The sequence below is a fragment of the Nocardiopsis sp. NPDC006139 genome, from assembly GCF_040614155.1.
Classification (GTDB): domain Bacteria; phylum Actinomycetota; class Actinomycetes; order Streptosporangiales; family Streptosporangiaceae; genus Nocardiopsis; species Nocardiopsis changdeensis.
Window position 1 is genome coordinate 362,201 of the sequence record NZ_JBEXTT010000004.1, and the last position, 22,149, is coordinate 384,349.

The window sequence follows — 22,149 nt, forward strand, 5'->3', positions numbered from 1 at the left end:
GCGGGGCGCGTGAACCCCGGGCGAACACGATGACGGGCCGGGGTCTCGACCCCGGCCCGTGCCCCCGTCGTCCCAGGTGGGACCAGTGTGGAACTAGTTGCGCGTGACCAGCGCACGCGCCAGGAACAGCACGTTCGCGGGGCGCTCGGCCAGGCGGCGCATGTAGTAGCCGTACCACTCGGTGCCGTAGGGGACGTAGACGCGCATGCGCTTGCCCTCGGCGGCGAGGCGGACCTGCTCCTCCTCGCGGATGCCGTACAGCATCTGGTACTCGTAGTCGTCCGCGCCGCGGCCGTTGGCGGCGGCCAGCTCCCCGGCGATGGCGATCATCCGCGGGTCGTGCGAGGCGACCATCGGGTAGCCCTCGCCCTCCATCAGGATGCGCAGGGCCCGCACGTAGGCCTTGTCGACCTCGTGCTTGTCGCGGAAGGCCACCGACTCGGGCTCGTCGTAGGCGCCCTTGCACAGGCGCACCCGGGAGCCCGCGCCGCTCAGGTCGCGGCAGTCGGCCTCGGTGCGGCGCAGGTAGGCCTGGAGCACCGCGCCCACGAACGGGAAGTCCTCGCGCAGTTCGCGCAGGATGCCCAGGGTGGAGTCGGTGGTGGTGTGGTCCTCCATGTCCAGGGTGACCGTGGTGCCGATGGCCTTGGCCGCCTCGGCGATGCGCCGGGCGTTCTCCAGGGCGATCTTCTCGCCGTCGCGGTCCAGGAACTGGCCGACGGCGGACAGCTTGACCGACACCTCGGCGCGGTCGCCCAGCCCGGCCTCGCCCAGGGCCGCCAGCAGGTCCTCGTAGGCCAGGACGGTGCCCTCGGCCTGGGAGCGGTCCTTGGTGTCCTCGCCGAGGAAGTCCAGCGTGACGAGGCGGTCGCCGGCCAGGCGCTCGACGGCGGGCAGTGCGGTGCCCAGGTCCTCGCCGGCGACGAACCGGTGGACCATGGCACGGGTGACGGGAGTGCGCTCGACGATCCGGCGGCAGGCGGTGGACCTGGCGGCGAGCAGCAGAGGCTTGCGGAGCATGGTGACCTCGAAGGAGACGAGCGCGGACGGTCGTGTCGCGCGCGGGCGGGGCGCGGCCGGGGGTCGGCCCGGCCGCGCCGGCGGTGCTTCGGGGGGCGGGGAGTCCGCACCCCTCAGGACGGGAGGGGTGCGGAACCCGGGTGCTACCCCTGGTGGGGGTAGGAGGAGGTCGTCGGGGCGACGAACGTCTCCTTGATGGAGCGCGGGCTGGACCAGCGCGACAGGTTCTGCGCGGACCCGGCCTTGTCGTTGGTGCCCGAGGCGCGGCCGCCGCCGAAGGGCTGCTGGCCCACGATGGAGCCGGTCGGCCGGTCGTTGATGTAGAAGTTGCCCGCGGTGAAGCGCAGGGCCTCCTCCGCCTCGGCGACCGCGGTGCGGTCGTTGGCGATGACCGCGCCGGTCAGCGCGTAGGCCGAGCCCTCGTCGACGACCTTGAGGATCTCGCTGTAGCGGTCGTCCTCGTAGACGTGGACGGCGACGACCGGGCCGAAGTACTCGGTGCGGAACACGTCGTTGGACGGGTCCGTGCCCACGATGATGGTCGGGCGCACGAAGTAGCCCACCGAGTCGTCGGCGGTGCCGCCCGCGACGATCTCCAGGGTCGGGTCGGACTTGGCGTCCTCCAGGACCTTGGCCAGCTTGTCGAAGGAGCGGCGGTCGATGACGGCGCCCATGAAGTTCGACAGGTCGGTGACGTCGCCCATGGTCAGGGCCTCGGTCTCGGCGATGAGGGCGTCGCCCATCTTCTCCCAGACCGAGCGGGCCACGAACACGCGCGAGGCGGCCGAGCACTTCTGGCCCTGGTACTCGAAGGCGCCGCGCACGATGGCGGTGCGCAGGATCTCCGGGTCCGCGGTGTGGTGGGCGACGATGAAGTCCTTGCCGCCGGTCTCGCCCACGATGCGCGGGTAGGAGCGGTAGGAGGAGATGTTCTCGCCGACGGTCTTCCACAGGTGCTGGAAGGTGCGGGTGGAGCCGGTGAAGTGCACACCGGCCAGCTCCGGGTCGTTGAGGGCGACGTCGGAGACGGCCAGGCCGTCACCGGTGACCATGTTGATGACGCCGGGGGGCATCCCGGCCTCCTCCAGCAGGCGCATGGTCAGCTCGGCGGCGAACTGCTGCGTCGGGGAGGGCTTCCACACGACCACGTTGCCCATCAGGGCCGGGGCGGTGGGCAGGTTGCCCGCGATGGCGGTGAAGTTGAACGGGGTGATCGCGTAGACGAACCCCTCCAGCGGCCGCTGCTCCATGCGGTTCCACACGCCCTTGACGCTCAGCGGCTGCTGGGCGATCAGCTCGCGGGCGTAGGCGACGTTGAAGCGCCAGAAGTCGATGAGCTCGCAGGCCGCGTCGATCTCCGCCTGCTGGGCCGTCTTGGACTGGCCGAGCATGGTGGCGGCGTTGATGGTGGCGCGCCAGGGGCCGGAGAGCAGCTCGGCGGCGCGCAGCAGGATGGCGGCGCGGTCGTCGAAGGACATCGCGCGCCAGGCCGGGGCGGCGGCCTTGGCGGCGGCGATGGCGTCGCGGGCGTCCTGGTGGGTGGCGTTGCGCATGGTGCCCAGCACGGCGGCGTGGTTGTGCGGCTGCACGACGTCGATCGGCTCGCCGCCGCCCATGCGGCTCTCGCCGCCGATGCGCATCGGCAGGTCGATGCGCTCCTTGCCGAGCCTCTCGAGCTCGGCGACGAGTTCCGTGCGCTCGGCGCTGCCGGGCGCGTACGAGAGAACGGGCTCGTTCACCGGCAGCGGGACGTTGGTCACGGCGTCCATGGGGCACCTCCCTGGAAGTCTTATCCCTGAACAGAGCAGGGGCTGTCTCATCCAACGCTCCCAGAACAGGACCGTGCGAACCTTGTGGAGCGGGCCACTCTTTGCCCGACCTGTTTGTCCTCTAGGACAAAATGAAACCCGAAGGTCCACCACCGTCCCGTTTCGCGGCGTCCTGCCCGCCGTTCGCCGCATGCCATCGGAGGCTCCCGTGACTTCTGACGTTCCCGCTGGTCACGACCGAGAGGCGACGGAGCCGCGCCCGGGCGTCCCGTTGCGCCGCCTGCTGCTCGCCCTGGGCGACCCGGTCCTGGACGTGGCCGCGGCCCCGGAGGGGCTGGATGTCCAAGTGGACAACGTCCTCATCCTGGACCCCGAGGACCGGACCGAGGTGCGCGGCGGCGACCTGGTCCTGCTCATCGGGGCCCGCGGCGGCTCGGCCCGGCGGCTGGTGCGGCGGATCGCCGAACAGGGGGCGAGCGCGGTCGCGGTCAAGACCGGGGCCCCGCCCGAGGGGAGCCCGGTCCGCCGCCCCCGGGTGGGCGGCGACGACCTGGCCCCGCTGCGCGCGGAGGCCCAGGAGGCGGGCATCGCGCTGCTGGCGGTGCGGCCGGAGGTGCGCTGGGACCGGTTCCAGGCCGTGTGCCAGAGCATCGTCGACGACGCCCGGCTGCTGGAGGACGGCGACACCGGCGAGGCCGACGGCGACCTGTTCTCGATGGCCCAGACCATCGCCCGGCTGACCGGCGGACTGGTGAGCATCGAGGACTCGGCGAGCCGGGTGCTGGCCTACTCCAGCGGCGCCGAGGTGGACGAGCTGCGGCGGCTGTCGGTGCTGGGGCGGCGCGGCCCGGAGTCGTACCTGGCGCTGCTGCGCGAGTGGGGGGTGTTCGCCCGGCTGCGCGCGGGCGAGGAGGTGGTGCGCATCGACGAGCACCCGGATCTGGGCATCCGGCGGCGGCTGGCGGTGGGCATCCACGCCGGCGACCGGCCGCTGGGCGCGATCTGGGTGCAGGAGGGCTCGCGCCCCCTGTCCGAGCACGCCGAGGAGGCGCTGCTGGGCGCCGCCCGCACCGCCGCGCTGCAGATGATCCGCCAGCGCACCCGGGCCAGCGCCGGGCTGCGGCTGCGCGAGGACCTGCTGTCCAGCCTCCTAGAAGGGCGGATCGACGCGGCGGCCCTGGCGGACACGGTGGAGGTGCACAGCCGCCGGGCCGCGCTGGTGGCGGCGTTCGCCCCGGTGGGCGAGGAGGGCCAGGAGCGGGCCGACCGCCCCGAGCGGGAGCTGCGCCGCCGCCGGTTCCTCGACCTGGTGTCGGTGCACACCGCCGCCTACCGGCGCAGTGCCCTGGTGACCGAGCTGAACGGGCGGGTCTACGCGCTGCTGCCCGACCTGACCCGGGACGGCGACGGGGTCGAGCGCACGGTGATGACGCTGTGCGGCCGGATCGTGGAGGCGGCGCGGTCGGCCCTGGGCCTGCGGGTGCGGGCGGCGGTGGGCTCGCCGGTGCGGCGGCTGGCCGACGCCCCCGATTCGCGGGCGGAGGCCGACCGGGTGCTGGAGGCGATGCGCGGCGACGCCGACCGGGAGGTCGCGTCCATCGAGGACGTGCGCTCGCGGGTGCTCGTCCGGGAGACGCTGGCGCTGCTGCGCGAGGAGCCCTCGCTGCGGGACCCGCGGGTGTCGCGGCTGGTGGAGTACGACCGGGACGGCGGCGCGGAGCTGGTGCGCTCGCTGTCGGCCTACCTGGAGGCGTTCGGGGACGCCCGGGCGGCGGCGGAGCGGCTGCACATCCACCCGAACACCCTGCGGTACCGGGTGCGCCGGGCGGCGGAGGTCAGCGGGATCGACCTGTCCGACCCCGGGGAGCGGCTGTTCACACAGCTGCAACTGCTGATGGAGCAGGAACGGCCCGCGCCGTGAGGCGCCGGGCCCGCGAGTACCCCCGGTCGGACTCGAACCGACACTTGTGACCCTTTTAGGGGGCCTGCCTCTACCATTGGGCTACGAGGGCGAGCCCATCATACCGGCCGGGCCGATCGCGCGATTTGCCGCGGACTGGCCGGAACGGGACACGCGAAGAGGCCGTCCCCGGGGGGACGGCCTCGATCCGGTCCTCGTCCGCGCTAGGGCGTGTTCGGTGGATGCTTTCGAGCGTTTCGGCGCTTGCGCCGAATGCCGGGAGCGGCCGCGAGGCGATCTCTCGCAAGACGACCGGCGCAGGTCAGCCCGGGTTCGGCTGTCCAAGCGCAGGCGGCGTAGCGAGAGGAAGCCTCGCGGCCGCGACCCGGAATGATCCGCCGAACACGCCCTAGCTCACCCGGCGCAGGTGGCCGCCCTCGACCACCTGCGGGTTGCTGGCCTCCTCGAAGGCCTGGCGGGGCTCGATCATGTCGGGCAGCGCGGCGAAGTCGCGGCGCAGGAAGAACCCGAGGGTCCAGTCCGACAGCACCCGGAACTTGCGGTTGAAGGTCGGGACCGCGAACAGGTGGTAGGCGCGGTGCGCGTACCAGGCCAGGCGGCCGTTGAGCCCGATCTTCCCGAACAGCTGGGCGGCGCCCTTGTGCATGCCCAGCCCGGCCACCGCGCCGAGGTTCTTGTGGCGGTAGGCCTTGGGCTTCTCGCCGCGCAGGGTGGCGATGACGTTGTCGGCCAGCACCGGGGCCTGGCGCACCGCGTTCTGGGCGTTGGGCGGGTAGTAGCCGCCGTTGCCGTCGGGCACCTGGGCGTTGTCGCCGCCGGCGAACACGTTCTCGGCGCCGTTGACGATGAGGTACTCGCTGGTGTCGACGTGGCCCTTGGGGCCCAGCGGCAGGTCGCTGGCCGAGACCACCGGGCTGGGCTTGACGCCCGCGGTCCACACCAGGGTGCCGGCGTCGAACTCGGCGCCGTCGCTGAGCTTGATGCGCTGGTCGACGGCCGACTCCAGGAACGTCTTGAGCCGGACGTCGATGCCGCGGCGGCGCAGCTGGTTGAGGGCCTTGGTCCCGACCTCGGGGCCGACCTCGGGCAGGATCTTGTCGGCGGCCTCGATGAGGTAGAACCGCACGTCCGACTGCTCGATCGAGGGGTGGATGCGGACCGCGTCGCGGACCATGTCCTCCAGCTCGGCGATGGCCTCGGCGCCGGCGAACCCGCCGCCGACGAACACGAAGGTCAGCGCCTTGCGGCGGACGTCCTCGTCGTCGGTGGAGTCGGCGATGGCCAGCTGGTCGAGCACGTGGTTGCGCAGGTAGGCGGCCTCTTCGACCGTCTTGATGCCGATGCCCCACTCGGCCAGGCCGGGGATGGGCAGGGTGCGCGAGACGGCGCCGGCGGCCATCACCAGGTAGTCGTAGGAGATGGTCTCGGGCTCGCCCAGGTTGGGCTCGTAGCGGACGGTGCGGTCGGCGTTGTCGATGCGCACGACCCGGCCGCCCAGGACGCGGACCCGCTTGAAGACCTTGCGCAGCGGAACGACCACGTTGCGGGGGGCGATGCTCCCGGCCGCGGCCTCGGGCAGGAACGGCTGGTACGTCATGTACGAGTTGGGGTCGATGACGGTGATCCGCGCTTCACCGGCACCGAGCTTCTTCTCCAGCCGCTTCGCGGTGTACATCCCGAGGTAACCGCCACCGACGATGAGGATGTGCGGGATCTCCGCCTCGTCCCCTCCGCCGTGCACCAGCCGGTAGTTCCTGCTCTCGGTCATCGCATATCCGCCCTAACGGTTTCTTCGGCCTCCCCCGTTGCCCCGGGGGTGGAGGCTCCCACTCGTGTTGCGAGTCGTGGCTGTTACGGGAGCCCGACCTTTTTGTCGCTGCTTGTGCATTCTTTCACAAGCACCTACCCACAGAGAAGGTTCACACCTGGCCACCTTCCCACCACTTTCCAGCCGACCCGGATTGCGTTTCCGCAGCTCAGAGCGGTTGTGAAAGCGTTCACAAGGGTCCTGTGGGGTGACACGTCTCACCCGGAGGTCCCTTGCCCGGACCCCGAAAGACCCTGGTGAACCCTAGAACACGAGGTTCCGCCCCCGTGCACTCGGGTCCGCCGGACACCGGCGGACCCGGCTCTCGGCACGCCCTCCCGCCCCGCCGGCGTGCGCGGGGCGCCTGAGGCGCCCGGCACGGCCGGAAAGGGGCGGAGGTTCGGAGGAGCGCGGCCTAGACGACCAGGCTCCAGGCCACGCCGTCCAGGATGTCGTGCTCGCTGGCCGTGAACGCGTCCGCCCCCGTGCGGGCCAGGACCCGGGACAGCACCAGCGCGCCCGCGCCGATCACGTCGACCCGGCCCGGGTGCATGACGCCGATCTCCGACCGCTGCACCGACGTGGACGCCAGCAGGCTCCCGGTGATCCGGTCCAGCTCCTCCGCGGACACGCGCGTGTGGTGGATCCGCTCGGAGTCGTACTCGGGCAGGTCCAGCGCGATCCCGGCGACCGTCGTCGCGGTGCCCGCGACGCACACCACCGTGCCCGCCTCGCGCAGCGGGACGACCCGCTCGACCTCGTCCAGAGCGGCGTCGATGTCGGCGGTCGCCGCCGCGATCTCCTCCGCGGTGGGCGGGTCGCTGCGCAGGTGCCGCTCGGTCATCCGCACGCAGCCGATGTTGACCGACAGCGCGGCCCGCACCAGCTCGTCCTCGTCCCCGGTCCCGCCGCCCAGGACGAACTCGGTGGAGCCGCCGCCGATGTCCACCACCAGGAACGGCGGCTTGAGGTCGGGGTGGCCGTCCTCCGCGGCCTCCGCGGCGAACTCGGCGGTGGCGCCCACGAAGGACAGCTCCGCCTCGTCCAGGCCGGTGACCACTTCCGGCTCCACTCCCAGGATCTCGCGCACGCCGTCGATGAACACCCCGCGGTTGCGCGCGTCCCGGGTGGCGCTGGTGGCGACCATCCGGACCGCCTCCGGGCCCAGCTCGATGCCGTGCGCGGCGATGGCCTCGGCGTAGCCGCGCAGCGCCTCGAAGGTGCGCTCCAGGGCCTGGGGAGCGAACTCCCCCGTCTCGTCGACGCCCTCGCCCAGCCGCACGATCTCCATGCGCCGGTCGACGTCCACGACCTGGACCTCGTCACCGTCGATGTGGACGACGTCCGCGATCAGCAGCCTGACCGAGTTCGTCCCGCAGTCGATCGCCGCGACACCGCTCATGACCCGTTCCCTTCCGCGCCCTCGGGGGCGTTCTCGTCGACGCACACACAGGGGCCCCGGTCCCACCAGTGCGGGAGCTCCTCCAGAGCCTGGGCCCCGAACGGGTTGACCCCCGGCGCGGCCAGCTCGTGGGCGACCAGCGCGTGCAGGCACTTGACCCGGGTGGGCATGCCGCCGGTGCTCTGCATCCCCTCCGGCAGCGGCTCCACGCCGTCGCGGCGCGCCTGCTCGGCGCGCTCGGCGATGTAGGACTCGTGCGCCTCGGTGTAGGCCGCGCGCAGCTCCGGGTCCTCTGCCAGGCGGTCCTGCATCTCGCGCATCCGGCCGGAGTTCTCCAGCCGGCCGATCGCGGACGCGGCGCGCGGGCACGTCAGGTAGTACAAGGTCGGGAAGGGGGTCCCGTCCTCCAGCCGCGGCGCGGTGCGCACCACGTCCGGCAGGCCGCACGGGCAGCGGTGCGCGACCCCGCGCACGCCGCGCGGGGCGCGGCCCAGCTGGAGTTCGATGGCGGCGACGTCGCGCGCGTCGACGGGGTCCCCGGTACGCCCGGATGCGGGCTGATCTGCGGAAGTCATGACCGGTCCAGGATAGGGCCCCCGGGGCGTCCGCGCCCCGCCAGGGGCCGGGCCGGAGGGCCTCCGGTCAGGGCGCGCCGCCCGCGGCGGGGTCGTCGGCCTCGCGCACCGAGCGCCACAGCGCGGTGAACCACGGCTCGCCGGGGCCCGCCTCGGCGCCGGGCTCGTCCTCGTCCTCGGGGCGCACCACGATGTAGGCGGTCTCGCCCGGGTACTGGTAGTGCAGGCGCAGCCGGGCCTCGCGCTCGACGTACTCGTCGGTGCTCAGGGCCTCCTCGCGGGCGCGCAGCTCGCGCACGCTCGCCTCCATGCGCGCCCGCTCCTCCTGGAGCTGGGCGATCTGGGCGCGCTGGGCCACGTACTCGCGCAGCGGATAGGCCAGGCTGAGCGCGATCACGCACACGACCAGGGCCAGGATCGCGGCCCGGCTGGTGAGCATGGGCCGCACGGTCCGGGGCGGGGAGGGCGCCGGTCGCGACGCCCTCCCCTGCTGCTTCTTCTGCTTCTTCCGGTCCGGTGCCTTCGTGTCCCGCCGGGCGGCACGGCCGCGCGGCCTGTCGGCTTTGGTCGCCTTACGGGCCTTTGCGGGCGGCTGCTGCGATTCGCGGGACACTGGGGCAGACTAGCCGCGCCGGGCGAAGCGCGGGAAGGCCGACACGCCCGCGTAGACGGCGGCGTCCTCCAGCAGTTCCTCGATGCGCAGCAGCTGGTTGTACTTGGCGACCCGCTCGCTGCGCGCCGGGGCGCCGGTCTTGATCTGCCCGGCGTTGGTGGCCACCGCGATGTCGGCGATGGTGGTGTCCTCGGTCTCGCCGGAGCGGTGGCTGATCATCGCCGTGTAGCCGCTGCGCTGGGCGAGGGCGACCGCGTCCAGCGCCTCGGTGAGGGTGCCGATCTGGTTGACCTTGACCAGCAGCGAGTTGGCGGTGCCGCTCTCGATGCCGCGGGACAGCCGCTCGGGGTTGGTGACGAAGAGGTCGTCGCCGACCAGCTGGACCTTGTCGCCGAGGGAGTCGGTGAGGGCCTTCCAGCCCTCCCAGTCCTCCTCGTCGAGCGGGTCCTCGATGGAGACCAGGGGGTAGGCCTCGACCAGCTCGGCGTAGTAGGCGGACATCTCCGCGGAGGTGCGCGGCTTGCCCTCGAAGGTGTAGACGCCGTCGGAGAACAGCTCCGAGGCGGCCACGTCCAGGGCCAGCGCGATGTCGGTGCCCGGGGTGTACCCGGCCTTCTCGATGGCCTCGACGATGAGGTCCAGGGCGGCGCGGTTGCTGTCCAGGTTGGGGGCGAAGCCGCCCTCGTCGCCGACGCCGGTGCCCAGGCCGTGGCCCTTGAGCACGGACTTCAGGGCCTGGTAGACCTCGGCGCCCCAGCGGACCGCCTCGGAGAAGGTGGACGCGCCGATGGGGGCGACCATGAACTCCTGGATGTCGACGTTGCTGTCGGCGTGGGCGCCGCCGTTGAGGATGTTCATCATCGGCACGGGCAGCACGTGCGCGTTGGGGCCGCCGAGGTAGCGGAACAGCGGCAGCTCCGCCTCCAGGGCGGCGGCGCGCGCCGTGGCCAGGGAGGCGCCGAGGATGGCGTTGGCGCCCAGCCGGGACTTGTCGGGGGTGCCGTCGAGCTCGATGAGCGCGCGGTCGATCAGCCGCTGGTCGTCGGGCTCGAACCCGTGCAGCTCGTTGGCGATCTCGTCATTGACGGCCGCGACGGCCTTGCTCACGCCCTTGCCGCCGTAGCGGTCGCCGCCGTCGCGCAGCTCGACCGCCTCGAACTTGCCGGTGGAGGCACCGCTGGGCACGCCGGCGCGCCCGATGATGCCGTTGTCGAGCCCGACCTCGACCTCGACGGTGGGGTTGCCGCGGGAGTCAAGGATCTCTCGCGCCTGAACTGCCTCGATGGACGCCACGGTCTCTCCGTCTCTTCGGTGTTTCTGTGGACCACTGTTCCAGGACCCGCACACGAGACTAGCGACCCGCCCCGGGTGTGAGCGCGCGCACCCTGTGAAATTGGTCTAGTCCATGCCGTCCGTTCGCGGTCCCGTACCCTCCAGCAGCGCGGCCGCCGCGATGGCCACGGCCCGGTCGCGGCACTCGGCCGCCTCCTCGGGGTCCAGGTACACGGCGAGGTCCTGGAGGCCGCCCAGGGCGATGACGGCGCCCATCCTGGCGGGCATCCCGGCGTCCTCCCCCACGAGCGCGGCGTCCAGGCGGCGCCGCCAGCCCATGATGTCCCCGACCAGCCCGATCCGGCTGAGGGAGGCCAGGTCGTTGAGCAGCGCGGTCAGCAGGGTGCCGTGGCGCACACAGATGTCGAAGTAGGCGCCGAGGACCTCCTCGGGGGCGTCGCGGGCGAGCCCGTCCACGCCCTCCAGGAACCCCTCCATGTCCCGCCGCAGGGGCTCGACGAGGGCCCGGAGCAGGTCCTCCTTGGACCGGAAGTGGTAGTAGAGCGCGGCCTTGGTGATGTCCAGGCGTTCGGCGATCTCGCGCAGGCTCGTCTTCTCGTAGCCCTGCCTGCCGAAGAGGTCGAGGGCGACCCCCTGGATCTCCGCCCTGGTGTCACCGTGCGTTCTGGGCACAGACCTCACTCCTGTTCCTGCCGCCGACCGTCCCCACGAGTCTAACCCTGACCTTCCGACCGGTAAGTTACTTGACGCCCGGTAAGTAGCTCTCTACCGTGAAAGGGGACGGCACACCCGCCGCGGGACCCCGAGGAGGACCCCCATGCCCGCCGTGAACGACGTCCTGATCTCCGGAGCCGGCGTCGCCGGACCCGCCCTCGCCCACTGGCTGCACCACCACGGCATCCGCGCGACCGTGGTCGAACGCGCCCCGGACCTGCGGTCCGGCGGCTACGCCATCGACCTGCGCGGCGTCGCCGTCGACGTGGCGGAGCGCATGGGCGCGCTCGCCGAGATCCGCCGCAACGTCACCGAGATGGACGGGGCGGCGTTCGTGGACGCGCGGGGCCGCCGGTCCGCCCGGTTCTCCTCGGCCGACGCGGTGGACGACGGCCGGTCCCTGGAGATCCTCCGCGGCGACCTGGTGCGCATCCTGCACGCGCCCACCACCGCGCACACCGAGTACCTGTACGACGACACCCTCACGGCCCTGGAACAGGACGGCGACCGGGTGCGGGCGACCTTCCTCAACGCCGCACCGCGCACCTTCGACCTGGTCGTGGGCGCCGACGGGCTGCACTCCGCCACCCGGCGGCTCGCGTTCGGCCCCGAGGGGCGGTACGCCCGGTTCCTGGGCGCCTACATCAGCATCTTCACGATCCCCGACCACCTGGGCCTGGACCGGGAGGCGCGGCTCTTCAACGTCCCCGGCAAGGCCGCCGGGATGTACCGGACGCCCCGCGCCGAGGGCGCCAAGGCCGTCTTCCTCCTCCGCTCCCCCGCGGCCTCCGGGATCGACCGCCGGCCGCCCGCCGAGCAGAAGGCGTACCTGCGGGCGGAGTTCGCGGGCCTGGGCTGGGAGAACGACCGGATCCTGGACGCCATGGACGGGGCCGGGGACTTCTACTTCGACTCGGTGACCCGGATCCACATGGACACCTGGTCGGCCGGCCGGGTGGTCCTGCTGGGCGACGCCGGGTACTGCCCCTCCCCCATGTCCGGGCAGGGCACCAGCCTGGCCCTGGTCGGGGCGTACGTGCTCGCCGGGGAGCTGGCCCGGCACGACGGCGCGGCCGGCGCCCTGGCCGCCTACGAGGCGCGGATGCGGCCCTACGTGGACGCCAACCAGGCCATCGCCGACGCGGGCCTGGGCGTCCTGGCCCCGCGCACCCGGCGGGGGATCCTGCTGCGCGACACGGTGCTGCGGGCCGGGGGGCCGCTGCTCTCCCTGCTGGGCCGGTTCGACAGGCGGCTGTCCAACGCCGCCGAGGCCCTGGACCTGGACGCCCCCGCCCCGGACCCGGCCCGGCCCTGACCCGGGCGGCCCGCACGGGCCCGCACGGATCGGGGGCTCCGGGCGGATGATCCCGCCCCGGGCCGGAGCGGCCGGGGACGGCCGGGGCGGATGGGCCGCACGGGCCGGGGGCTCGGGACGGTCGGGACGGGACGGATGGGCCCACAGGGGCCGGGGCGGCTCGGGGCCGGGCGGCCGGGGACGGCCGGTGCGGACCGGTCAGGCGGTGGCGGCCCAGTAGGCGCGCCACTCCTCCCCGGACAGCTCCCGCGGGTCGCGGCCGTCCGCGCGGGCGGCCGCCTCGGCCGCGCGCACCCGCGCGTCGAAGCGGCGGGCCGCCGAGCGCAGGTCGGTCTCGGCGTCGCGGCCGCGGCCGCGTTCGTCGGCCACCGCGGCGAACAGCCCGCCGCCCTCGCCGCCGTCGTCGCCCACCAGGTCCGCGGGGAACCCGTTGCGCACCGCGCGCCCCTGCACCTCGGCCGCCAGCATCACCGCGGGCTGGGCGAAGGGCACCCCGTCCAGGATGGAGACGTCCGCACCGCCCGCGGCCTCGGCCTTGGCGGCCCGCTCGGCGGCCTTGATGGCCTCCCAGTTCGACCACACCTCGTCGGTGCCCGACACCTCCGCCCCGCCGAACACGTGCGGGTGGCGGCGGGTCATCTTGTCGATGATCGCGTCGGCGACGTCGTCCACCGTGAACCGCGCCGGGTCGCCCTCGGGCCGCTCGGCCGCGATCGCCGCGTGGAACACCACCTGGAGCAGCACGTCGCCCAGCTCCTCGCGCAGCAGCGCGAAGTCGCCCTCCTCGATCGTCTCCAGGGTCTCGTACGCCTCCTGGATGAGGTACTTGGCCAGCGACCCGTGGGTCTGGTCCCGGTCCCACGGGCACTCGGCGCGCAGGGTGCGCATCACCTCCACCAGGCGCAGCAGGCGGTGCCCGGCGGGCTGGGGCTCGGTCATATCGGGTCCTCGTCCATCGTCGAAGGGGGGCCGGCCGCGGGCGCGGGGGCCGACCGCGGGCGGAGGGGTCAGTGGTCCTGCTCGGGCAGCCAGCCGCCCGCGCGCAGCGCGGCCAGCACCGCCGCCACCGAGTCGGCCGGGTCCGCGTCCACGGTGTCCACCACCAAGTCCGCGTCCACGGGCTCCTCGTAGGGGTCGGAGATCCCGGTGAACGCGGGGATCTCCCCCGCCCGCGCCTTGGCGTACAGGCCCTTGCGGTCGCGGGCCTCGCACACCTCCAGCGGCGTCGCCACGTGCACCAGGAAGAAGTCGCCGCCCGCCTCCTGCGCCATGGCCCGCACCTCGGCGCGGCCCCGGGCGTAGGGGGCGATCGGCGCGCACACCGCCACCCCGCCGTGGCGGCCGATCTCCGCCGCCACGTAGCCGATCCGGCGGATGTTCAGCTCCCGGTCCTGCGTCGAGAAGGTCAGCCCGTGCGAGAGCATGCGCCGCACCACGTCGCCGTCGAGCAGCGTCACCGTGCGGCCCGCCCGGCGGATGCCGTCGCACACGCCCCGCGCGATGGTCGACTTGCCCGACCCCGACAGCCCCGTGAAGAACACCGTCAGCCCGCGCCGGGTGCGCGCCGGGCGCAGCCGCGCCAGCTCCGCGGCCACCCGCGCCGGGGTGAACCACACCGGCAGCTCGCGGCCGTGCGCCAGCTCCGCCTCCACCTCGGCGTCGGACGGCTCCCGGCGGGCCCGGGCCGGGTCCACCCGGGTCAGCGGCTCCCACAGGCCCTCGTCGGCGTCGTAGAGCCACGGCTCGGGGTCCAGCAGCGTCACCGGCGGGCGCCGGGCCATGACGCGGTCCACGTCCGGGCCGTCCCGCCCCGCCTCGACGACCAGGTGGGTGGCGCCGTACACGGCGGCCACGTGCGCCGCCAGCAGCGCGTCCCGGTCCCCCCACGGGCCGCCGAACGGCCCGCTCGCCCGGGCCGCCGCGCGCGGCAGCGTGCACACCGCGAACGAGGTGTGCGGCGGCAGCAGCGGCCGGGCGGCCAGCACCGCGGCCGTCATGCCCTCGTCCTCCAGCCCGGTGTCGACCAGGACCAGCACCTCGGCGCGGTCCGCCTCCACCCCCGGGGCCTGGGCCAGGGCCTCCGCCTGGGCGCGGATCTGGTGCAGGGCCCGGTGGTGCAGCGGCCGGTCGGTGACCACCGCCAGCAGCGGCCCCTCCACCCGGCCCTCCAGGTCGCGGCGGGCGCGCACCTCCGCCGGGGTGGCCCGCAGCTCGCGCAGCACCCCGTACGTGGGCGGCCTCAGCAGCGACACCTCCCCCGCCAGGCGGTACTCCCCCGCCCCGTCCTTCCAGCGCTCGGCGACCGCCAGCTCCGCCAGCGGGGCGCCCTCCGGGTCGGTCAGGACCACCGTGCCGCCCTCGACGGTGAAATCCGCCGGGACGGGAAGGATGACCGGAACCGGCCACGCGCGCCCATCGGGCAGCCTGCCCGCGCGCTCCACCGACTCCGCCTGCTCGCGTGTCATGAATCCCGGCAGCGGGTACGCCCCGCTCAGTATCAGTTCCAGATGCGCGAGCGCGTCCGGGCCGGGGGCGAGGACCGGGGCGTCCGGTCGCCCGGAGGCCCCCTCCGACGTGCTCCCGCGCCTGTCGACACTCACCACGCGACTTCCTCTCCGACGGTCCGACCGGGGTTCACCGAAATCGCCACTAGCGTATGCCGGACGGGGCGCGCGCCGCCGCGCCGCACCGCACCGGCGGCCCCCAGGCCCCACGAGGGGCGGAATACGCGCAGGTCACGAAAGGTTCCCATGAAGGCACCGCCCGCCGTGCGGCCCGTCCCCGACCGGGACACCGCAACGGCTCCCGTCCGGACCCGGCCCGCGTGCGGGCCGCGGACTCGATAGTCTGAACAGACCCGGGCGGCGCCCGCAGCCGTGCCGCCGCCCCTCACCGTGCAGGCCGCGACCTTCCGCCTGAACCGGAACTCTTCTTCTTTCTTTGGTGCTATGAGCCTCACTGGACTTCTCGCCGACGTCTCACGGGACCCGGCACTGCACAGCGCGATCGAGACCGCCCGCGGCGGCCGCGATCCCCACCTCGACCTCGTCGCACCCGCGGCACTGCGCCCCTTCATGGTCGGCGCGCTGGCGGCCGACGCGCCCCTGGGCGCCGGCCGCCCCGTCCTGGCCGTCACCGCCACCGAGCGGGAGGCCGCCGACCTGGCCGACGCGCTGGGTTCGCTGCTGCCCGAGAACTCCGTGGCGCTGTTCCCCGCGTGGGAGACACTGCCGCACGAGCGGCTGTCCCCGCGCTCGGACACCGTCGGCCGGCGCCTGGCCGTGCTGCGGAGACTCGCCCACCCCGACCCCTCCGACCCGCTGACCACACCGCTGCGGGTCGTCGTCGCGCCCGTGCGCAGCGTGCTCCAGCCCCTGGTCGCCGGCCTGGGCGACCTCGAACCCGTCCGGGTCCGCCAGGGCGACGAGGTGTCCCTGGAGGACGTCGTGCGCTCCCTGGCCGACACCGGGTACTCCCGGGTCGACCTGGTGGAGAAGCGCGGCGACATGGCCGTGCGCGGCGGCATCCTCGACGTGTTCCCGCCCACCGAGGAGCACCCGCTGCGCCTGGAGTTCTGGGGCGACAGCGTCGAGGACATCCGCTACTTCCAGGTCGCCGACCAGCGGTCCATCGCGGCCGGCGAGGGCGGCGACCACGACGACGCCGCCTCCGGGCTGTTCGCCCCGCCCTGCCGGGAGCTGCTGCTCACCGACACCGTCCGGGAGCGCGCCCGCGCCCTGGCCGCCGAGCACCCGGCGCTGGCCGAGGTCCTCACCAAGCTCGCCGACGGCGTCGCCGTCGAGGGCATGGAGGCGTTCGCCCCCGTGCTCGCCGAGCGCATGGAACCGCTCCTGGAGCTGCTCCCCGAGGGCGCCATGGTGGTGGGCTGCGACCCCGAGCGCATCCGCACCCGCGCCATCGAACTGGAGGCCACCAGCGCCGAGTTCCTCGAAGCGTCCTGGATCAACGCCGCCTCCGGCGGCGAGTCACCCATCGACCTGGGCGCCTCCGCGTACATGTCCATCGCCGACCTGCGCTCCCTGGCCTCCCGGCTGGGAACGCCCTGGTGGGGGCTGACCCCGTTCAGCTCCGGCGAGGCCGGCACCCGCGAGGAGGACGACGCCGTGGTGGTGGGCGCGGTGCCCGCCGACTCCTACCGCGGCGACACCGAGCGCGCCCTGGCCGACATCAAGGGCTGGCTGCACGACAACTGGAGCGTCGTGCTGGTCACCCAGGGGCACGGCCCCGCCGAGCGGCTCGTGGCGATGCTGCGCGACGCCGGGCTCGGCGCCGACCTGGTCCAGGACCTCGCCGGGCCGCCCGCCCCGGCCGTGGCCACCGTGACGACCGGGCTGGTCGACCACGGGTTCCTGCTGCGCACGGTGCGCACCGTCGTGCTCACCGAGACCGACCTGGCCGGACAGAAGTCCTCCACCCGCGACATGCGGCGCATGCCCAGCCGCCGCAAGGGCACCGTCGACCCGCTCCAGCTCAAGCCCGGCGACTACGTCGTCCACGAGCAGCACGGCGTGGGCCGGTACCTGGAGATGGTCAGCCGCCAGATCCAGGGCGCCACCCGCGAGTACCTGCTCATCGAGTACGCGCCGTCCAAGCGCGGCCAGCCCGGCGACCGGCTGTTCGTCCCCACCGACCAGCTCGGCGAGGTCACCCGGTACGTCGGCGGCGACGCGCCCGCGCTGTCCAAGATGGGCGGCGCCGAGTGGAGCAAGGCCAAGAGCCGCGCCCGCAAGGTGGTCCGGGAGATCGCGGGCGACCTCATCCGCCTGTACTCGGCCCGCCAGGCCTCGCCCGGGCACGCGTTCGGCCCCGACACGCCCTGGCAGCGGGAGCTGGAGGACGCGTTCCCCTACGTGGAGACGCCCGACCAGCTCGCCGCCATCGAGGAGGTCAAGAAGGACATGGGGCGGTCCGTCCCCATGGACCGGCTGATCTGCGGCGACGTCGGCTACGGCAAGACCGAGGTGGCGGTGCGGGCCGCGTTCAAGGCGGTGCAGGACGGCAAGCAGGTGGCGCTGCTGGTGCCCACCACCCTGCTGGTGCAGCAGCACCTGTCCACGTTCACCGAGCGGTACGCGTCCTTCCCCGTCACCGTCAAGCCGATGTCGCGGTTCCAGACCGACGCCGAGGTGGAGCTGACCCGGGAGGGCCTGCGCTCCGGCGAGGTCGACGTGGTCATCGGCACCCACCGGCTGCTGTCCTCCGAGACCAGGTTCAAGGACCTGGGCCTGGTCATCATCGACGAGGAGCAGCGGTTCGGCGTCGAGCACAAGGAGGCCCTCAAGCGGCTGCGCACCCAGGTGGACGTGCTCGCCATGTCGGCGACGCCGATCCCGCGCACCCTGGAGATGGGCCTGACCGGCATCCGGGAGATGACCACCATCCTCACACCGCCGGAGGAGCGCCACCCGGTGCTGACCTTCGTCGGGCCGTACGAGGACAAGCAGATCACCGCGGCGATCCGCCGGGAGCTGATGCGCGAGGGCCAGGTGTTCTTCGTGCACAACCGGGTCGCGTCCATCGACAGGGTCGCCGCCGAGATCAAGCGGCTGGTGCCCGAGGCGCGGGTCGCCTACGCCCACGGCCAGATGAACGAGCAGCAGCTCGAGAAGGTCATGGTGGACTTCTGGGAGAAGAACTTCGACGTGCTGGTCTCCACGACCATCGTCGAGTCCGGCCTGGACGTCCCCAACGCCAACACGCTGATCGTGGACCGCGCCGACACCTACGGCCTCTCCCAGCTGCACCAGCTGCGCGGCCGGGTCGGCCGAGGCCGCGAGCGGGCGTACGCGTACTTCCTGTACCCGCCGGAGAAGCCGCTCACCGAGACCGCCTACGAGCGGCTGGCCACCGTCGCCCAGCACACCGAGACCGGTGCGGGCATGTACGTGGCGATGAAGGACCTGGAGATCCGCGGCGCGGGCAACATCCTGGGCGCGGAGCAGTCGGGCACCATCGCCGGGGTCGGCTTCGACCTGTACGTGCGCATGGTCGGCGAGGCCGTCGCCGAGCTCAAGGGCGACCAGAGCGCCGCCGAGGAGACCGAGACCCGCGTCGAGCTTCCGGTCAACGCGCACATCCCGCACGACTACGTGCCGGGCGAGCGGCTGCGGCTCCAGGCGTACAAGCGGATCGCGGGCATCACCTGCGAGGACGACGTGCTCGCCGCCTACGAGGAGCTCACCGACCGGTACGGCACCCCGCCCCAGCCGGTGGACAACCTCATGGCGGTGGCCCGGTTCCGGGTCCTGGCCCGCGCGGCGGGGCTCCAGGACGTGGTGCTCCAGGGCAACCAGATCCGGTTCACCCCGGTGGAGCTGCGGGAGTCGCAGGAACTGCGGCTGCGGCGGATGTACCCCAAGTCGCTGCTCAAGGAGGCCACCCGCACCCTGCTGGTGCCGGTCCCCAAGGCGGGCGGCATGGGCGGCAAGCCGCTGCGCGACCTGGAGCTGCTGGCCTGGTGCACGGAGCTGGTCAACGCCATCTTCGAGCCGGACAAGCGCAAGCCCCCGGTCCCGGCCGAGAAGTAGCAACCCCCACGGGGCCGCGCCGCCGGCGCGGCCCCGCCCCCGTCTCAGGCCCCGGGGGCCGTGTCCCAGGGACGCCGGGCCCCGGTGCGGGGTTGTCCGCGCACGTCAGGGGCGGGGGCCGTCGACCTCGTCGGGGCCGGCCTCGTAGGTGATGCCGTACAGGTCCTCGGAGTCGTCCTCGGCGGCCCTGCGGCGCCACAGGCGGGGGCGCTCGGCCCGGCGGGCGCGGCGCTCCTCGCGCTTGCGCTCCCTGTCCGCGGCCCTGGCCGCCCGGGCGGCGGCCCTGGCCTCGGCGCGCTCGGCCCGCTCCCGTTCCTTGCGCTCGCGCTCCTCCTCCGCGGTGGGCCCGGCCGGCGCGGCGTCCTCCGCCGGGGCCTCGGGCGCCTCCTCGACGGCGACCCCACCGCCCTTGTCCTCCCGCGGGCGCAGGGGGGTGACCGTGGCCAGCCCCTCGCCCACCGGGACGTCGGCGGGCAGCTCCACCCGCGCGGCGCGCTCGGCCTCCGGCTCCGGGGCGTCCTCGGCCGGGTCCCCGGCCGTCGCGGTCGGGGCGGCGGTCGCGGCCGCCGGGGAGCGGCGGGTGTACCACCAGTTGGCGACCCACGCCGCGATGGCCGCGGCCACCCCCACCTCCAGCGCGGCCACGAGCCCCACCTGCCAGGCGGACGGGCCCACGTCCGACAGCCGGTGGCCGCCCAGCGACCCGCCCGCCAGCTCGCCCAAAGCGGCGCACAGCAGCCCGGTGGTCACCCCGCACACGAACCCCCACAGCGGCGCGGCCTCGCTCACCACGTCCGGCGCGCTGCGCTGGGTCAGCACCCCGCCCACCGCCCCCGCGACGAACGGCACCGCCAGCGCCGCCAGGGACGACACCGGCGCCGCCCCGTTCTCCGGCAGCGCCGCCAGCATGGGCAGCAGCGGCAGCGGCCCCACCGACACCCCCGTCGGGGCCACCACCGTCATCTCCCCCACCGCGAACCCCGGGCCCAGGGCGTAGCAGACCGCGAACACCACCGCGTTGGGCAGGTAGGCGAGCTGGATGAGCAGCAGCAGCAGGCCGCCCACCCACCCCGGGGCCAGCAGCCGCGTGGTCTCGACCGCCTCGGGCAGGCTCACCGCCAGCGCCACCAGGAACAGCAGGAACCCGCCCAGCAGCAGTGTCCCGGTGGAGGCGAGCATCCCCACCAGCAGCGACCGCGACCGGGCGGGCATCAGCCCCAGCAGGTCCCTGGCCACCACGCCCTTGTCGCGCATCAGCTGGCGCAGCACCCCCAGCCCCCCGGCCAGGAACGCGATGACGAACCCCATGAGCAGCGCCCGCGGCATGCTCGGCTCCACCGTGTCGGTGCGGGCCAGCAGCGCCAGCGTCCCGGCGATCGCCGCGTACGGCCCGGCGATCGCGATCGCCGCCCGGTGCACGTGCCGCAGCCGGGCGATCTCGCAGTTGCGCGCCACCCACCGCCCCGACCGGTACAGCAGCAGCCCCGGCAGCAGCACCAGGCCGATCGGGAGGAGGCTGATACTCCCCTCCGGCACCGAGAACGACACGTGGTGGCCCACCAGCCAGGCCAGCACGGCCCCCTGGAGCAGGTCGACGATCTCCTCGCCGAACGTGTCGTGGGGCGCGGCCACCCACCCGACCATGGTCAGGGTGACGATGACCGCCAGGCCGATGCCCGCGGCGGTCGCGGCCGCCACGCCCCCGGTCGAGTAGACCGGGCGCGGCGCTTCCGCGGTTCCCGTGCGGCGGGCTGGGTCGGGGGGTGATCCTGGCGTGCTCACCCGACTTATGCTGCCAGGGACCGGATTGCTCCGCGCCATCCCCGCCGCGCGTGTCGTGCTTCCCCGTCCCCGCGGGACCGTTCCGGAACCCCCTGGCCGGTACGTCCGTCATACGATGGAGAAGCCGGTTCCCCCGCTCGAACGGACGAAGATGACAGGCCCGGATCCCGCCCCCTACCGCCTCTCCGACGGCGAACGCGACGAGGCGCTGGAGTCCCTGCGCACCGCGTTCCAGGAGGGTCGGCTGACCGTCGACGAGCACGAGGAGCGCTCGGCCGCGGCCCTGCGCGCCGTCACCGGCAAGGACCTGGTCCCGCTGTTCGAGGACCTGCCCCCGAACCTGCACCCGGGCTTCCTGTCCGCCTCCGCGGCGGTCGTCCCCGCGGCGAACGGCGAGGGGCCGGTGGACCTGGCCGCGACCGGCCGGTCCGTGGCGAAGAAGAAAAAGAAGGACGACGACAACCTGTCGTCCGTCATGGGCTGGGGCGGGTTCCTGCTCTTCGTGTGGGGCGTGCCGACGTTCATCTCCGGCAACGTCACGGCCATCTCCGTCTTCCTGGGCTTCTTCTGCCTGCTGGTGGTGCCCGGCCTCATCACCGCCCTGGCCCGCCGCCGGCGCCGCGGGGGCGGCCCGGGCGAGATCACCGGCGGCTGAGCCGGGGGCGGCTCGGCGGAACGGCGGCCCCGGCGTGGACCGGGTCCGGGAACGGCGACGGCCCCGCCCGCGCCCGGAGGCGCGGTGCGGGGCCGTGACGACCTGAGCGGCTAGAACAGCTCGCGCACCAGCTTGGCGGTTTCGCTGGGGGTTTTGCCGACCTTGACGCCGGCGGCCTCCAACGCCTCCTTCTTCGCGGCCGCGGTCCCCGAGGAACCCGACACGATCGCGCCCGCATGCCCCATGGTCTTGCCCTCGGGCGCGGTGAACCCCGCCACGTACCCGACCACCGGCTTGGACACGTTCTCCTTGATGAACGCCGCCGCCCGCTCCTCGGCGTCCCCGCCGATCTCACCGATCATCACGATCACATCGGTGTCCGGGTCGGCCTCGAACGCCGCCAGCGCGTCGATGTGCGTGGTCCCGATGATCGGGTCCCCGCCGATACCCACCGCCGAGGAGAAACCGATGTCGGCCAGCTCGTACATCATCTGATACGTCAGCGTCCCGGACTTGGACACCAGCCCGATCCGGCCCGGCTTGGTGATGGTCGCCGGGATGATGCCCGCGTTCGACTGGCCCGGGGTGATCAGACCCGGGCAGTTCGGGCCGATGATCCGCGTCCTGTTGCCCTTGCTCTGGGCGTAGGACCAGAACTCGGCGGTGTCGTGCACCGGCACGCCCTCGGTGATCACCACCGCCAGGCCGATCCCGGCGTCGATCGCCTCGATCACG

The 22,149-nt window shown here is 73.7% G+C and carries 16 protein-coding genes and 1 tRNA gene; 4 read left to right on the plus strand and 13 right to left on the minus strand.

All coding sequences use genetic code 11. The annotated features are described in order from the left end of the window. Nucleotides 1-93 precede the first annotated feature (93 nt). Together ABZ249_RS07720 and pruA are read right to left on the minus strand one after the other, a co-directional pair. Nucleotides 94-1,020 carry a proline dehydrogenase family protein gene (locus ABZ249_RS07720; protein ID WP_355258693.1) on the minus strand — a complete coding sequence of 309 codons (927 nt, stop codon included), beginning with the start codon at nucleotides 1,018-1,020 and terminating at the stop codon, nucleotides 94-96. A gap of 143 nt (nucleotides 1,021-1,163) precedes the next feature. Beyond that, the gene (pruA, locus tag ABZ249_RS07725; protein ID WP_355258696.1) at nucleotides 1,164-2,789 is read right to left on the minus strand and encodes an L-glutamate gamma-semialdehyde dehydrogenase; all 1,626 of its coding nucleotides are present in this window, start codon (nucleotides 2,787-2,789) and stop codon (nucleotides 1,164-1,166) included. 208 nt (nucleotides 2,790-2,997) lie between these two features. On the opposite strand from pruA, the gene ABZ249_RS07730 reads away from it, so the two are divergent. Then, the gene (locus ABZ249_RS07730; RefSeq protein ID WP_355258699.1) at nucleotides 2,998-4,710 is read left to right on the plus strand and encodes a helix-turn-helix domain-containing protein; all 1,713 of its coding nucleotides are present in this window, start codon (nucleotides 2,998-3,000) and stop codon (nucleotides 4,708-4,710) included. Nucleotides 4,711-4,727: 17 nt separating this feature from the next. On the opposite strand, the gene ABZ249_RS07735 is transcribed toward ABZ249_RS07730, so the two are convergent. The 7 genes from ABZ249_RS07735 to ABZ249_RS07765 all read right to left on the minus strand — a co-directional run bounded on the left by ABZ249_RS07735 (nucleotide 4,728) and on the right by ABZ249_RS07765 (nucleotide 11,072). Next, nucleotides 4,728-4,801: transfer RNA gene (locus tag ABZ249_RS07735), tRNA-Leu, on the minus strand. A gap of 297 nt (nucleotides 4,802-5,098) precedes the next feature. Then, entirely contained in the window at nucleotides 5,099-6,478 is a 1,380-nt protein-coding gene (locus ABZ249_RS07740; RefSeq protein ID WP_355258702.1) for an NAD(P)/FAD-dependent oxidoreductase, read from the minus strand. A 454-nt stretch (nucleotides 6,479-6,932) separates the two neighbouring features. Next, nucleotides 6,933-7,919 carry a Ppx/GppA phosphatase family protein gene (locus tag ABZ249_RS07745; protein WP_355258705.1) on the minus strand — a complete coding sequence of 329 codons (987 nt, stop codon included), beginning with the start codon at nucleotides 7,917-7,919 and terminating at the stop codon, nucleotides 6,933-6,935. Further along, complete coding sequence (locus ABZ249_RS07750) at nucleotides 7,916-8,494, minus strand: DUF501 domain-containing protein (RefSeq protein ID WP_355258708.1); 579 nt, start codon at nucleotides 8,492-8,494, stop codon at nucleotides 7,916-7,918. Before ABZ249_RS07750 ends, ABZ249_RS07745 begins: the two co-directional genes overlap by 4 nt. Nucleotides 8,495-8,561: 67 nt before the next feature. Further along, nucleotides 8,562-8,933, minus strand: a complete 372-nt coding sequence (locus ABZ249_RS07755; protein ID WP_355258711.1) for a septum formation initiator family protein — start codon at nucleotides 8,931-8,933, stop codon at nucleotides 8,562-8,564. A gap of 183 nt (nucleotides 8,934-9,116) precedes the next feature. Beyond that, nucleotides 9,117-10,400, minus strand: a complete 1,284-nt coding sequence (eno, locus tag ABZ249_RS07760; RefSeq protein WP_355258714.1) for a phosphopyruvate hydratase — start codon at nucleotides 10,398-10,400, stop codon at nucleotides 9,117-9,119. Nucleotides 10,401-10,505: 105 nt separating this feature from the next. After that, nucleotides 10,506-11,072: a helix-turn-helix domain-containing protein gene (locus tag ABZ249_RS07765; RefSeq protein WP_355258717.1), complete on the minus strand. Its 567-nt coding sequence runs from the start codon at nucleotides 11,070-11,072 to the stop codon at nucleotides 10,506-10,508. 145 nt (nucleotides 11,073-11,217) lie between these two features. Here ABZ249_RS07765 and ABZ249_RS07770 point away from each other — a divergent pair, with 145 nt between their 5' ends. Continuing rightward, nucleotides 11,218-12,429, plus strand: a complete 1,212-nt coding sequence (locus ABZ249_RS07770; RefSeq protein WP_355258720.1) for an FAD-dependent monooxygenase — start codon at nucleotides 11,218-11,220, stop codon at nucleotides 12,427-12,429. 198 nt (nucleotides 12,430-12,627) lie between these two features. Here ABZ249_RS07770 and ABZ249_RS07775 read toward each other — a convergent pair whose 3' ends face one another. Both ABZ249_RS07775 and cysC read right to left on the minus strand, forming a co-directional pair. Then, nucleotides 12,628-13,368, minus strand: a complete 741-nt coding sequence (locus tag ABZ249_RS07775; protein ID WP_220563272.1) for a MazG family protein — start codon at nucleotides 13,366-13,368, stop codon at nucleotides 12,628-12,630. A 68-nt stretch (nucleotides 13,369-13,436) separates the two neighbouring features. Further along, nucleotides 13,437-15,032: an adenylyl-sulfate kinase gene (cysC, locus tag ABZ249_RS07780; protein ID WP_355258724.1), complete on the minus strand. Its 1,596-nt coding sequence runs from the start codon at nucleotides 15,030-15,032 to the stop codon at nucleotides 13,437-13,439. A 345-nt stretch (nucleotides 15,033-15,377) separates the two neighbouring features. On the opposite strand from cysC, the gene mfd reads away from it, so the two are divergent. Further along, nucleotides 15,378-18,977, plus strand: coding sequence for a transcription-repair coupling factor (mfd, locus tag ABZ249_RS07785; RefSeq protein WP_355258727.1), 3,600 nt, complete (start codon nucleotides 15,378-15,380; stop codon nucleotides 18,975-18,977). Between the two features lie 105 nt (nucleotides 18,978-19,082). On the opposite strand, the gene ABZ249_RS07790 is transcribed toward mfd, so the two are convergent. Then, nucleotides 19,083-20,675 (minus strand): DUF6350 family protein, encoded by a 1,593-nt coding sequence (locus tag ABZ249_RS07790; protein ID WP_355258730.1) that lies wholly within the window; start codon nucleotides 20,673-20,675, stop codon nucleotides 19,083-19,085. A gap of 235 nt (nucleotides 20,676-20,910) precedes the next feature. Here ABZ249_RS07790 and ABZ249_RS07795 point away from each other — a divergent pair, with 235 nt between their 5' ends. Continuing rightward, nucleotides 20,911-21,414 carry a DUF1707 domain-containing protein gene (locus ABZ249_RS07795; RefSeq protein ID WP_355258732.1) on the plus strand — a complete coding sequence of 168 codons (504 nt, stop codon included), beginning with the start codon at nucleotides 20,911-20,913 and terminating at the stop codon, nucleotides 21,412-21,414. A gap of 110 nt (nucleotides 21,415-21,524) precedes the next feature. On the opposite strand, the gene ABZ249_RS07800 is transcribed toward ABZ249_RS07795, so the two are convergent. Then, nucleotides 21,525-22,149 (minus strand): succinate--CoA ligase subunit alpha (locus ABZ249_RS07800; RefSeq protein ID WP_355258735.1); only part of this gene is annotated, 625 nt, incomplete at its 5' end.